Origin of the sequence: Photorhabdus akhurstii, from assembly GCF_018448925.1 — a bacterium.
GTDB classification, from domain to species: domain Bacteria; phylum Pseudomonadota; class Gammaproteobacteria; order Enterobacterales; family Enterobacteriaceae; genus Photorhabdus; species Photorhabdus akhurstii.
In genome coordinates this window covers 1-789 of the sequence record NZ_RCWE01000105.1, presented here as the reverse complement: position 1 = coordinate 789, position 789 = coordinate 1, and the positions used below count along the sequence as shown (strand labels likewise).

General features: G+C 63.5%; 1 protein-coding gene. It reads right to left on the bottom strand.

Annotation, left to right across the window (positions count from 1 at the left end; translation table 11 throughout):
• Positions 1–736: PAAR domain-containing protein (locus EAE93_RS23935; RefSeq protein ID WP_214040729.1), on the bottom strand; the 736-nt coding region annotated here is incomplete at its 3' end.
• Positions 737–789: the final 53 nt, after the last annotated feature.

The window sequence follows — 789 nt, the reverse complement described above, 5'->3', positions numbered from 1 at the left end:
CAATCGCCCCGCTGACGGCCTTTTTACCGGCCTGTCGGGTAAACAGCTTACCCAGCCCTTTAAGGGCGCCTCGTGACGGCGGCGCCAGAAATTCAACCGCCATCAGTATCGCCCGTTCCCAGGCGGAAAACTCTTCGGCCACCGCCAGGTAAGTTCCCTGACCGGAGCCGATAAACACCGTTTTGGCCCCGGATTTTATGGTGGCGCCACACGCCAGTTTGTCATCTACCCGGGCTGCCGGAGAACCGTTAATAAACACGGTTTCACTGCCCTGGGCAATCAGGGGCGGCGCCGGGTGTTGACTACAAACGGCGATATCGGTGGTGGCTCTGGCCGCCGGTTTGCCTTCGATAAAGACATTGGGGGAGCCACTCGCCAGGGTACCGCTCGGCGGGCCGATGCTGTCCACCATTTTCGTGACGGCCGAACTGGCGGCGCTGATGACATCGCCAAGGGCGAATGTGGCCGCGGTTCCCAGGGCGATGACGGCGACGGTAGCCAGCCCGCCGGTAAGGAGGGTCAGTCCCACCAGTGCCGATGCCGCGGCAAAGACCGCCGCCCCTATCAACGCCCCGGTAATGGCGCCCGCCAGCGCTCCCAGGAAGCTGGCATGTTTAATTGGGTCGCCCTCACGGGCGGCGGCCGGACCGGGAGTGCCCTGTGGCGGGGAGACGTGCGCCGCGTGCCGGGCGCTAACCCGCGCTATCCGGGTGACGATTTCATCACCAAGTGACATGGTGTTCCTCCTGTCAGGTCATCAGGCCGCCTGAAAACTGTGGACAATTGCCA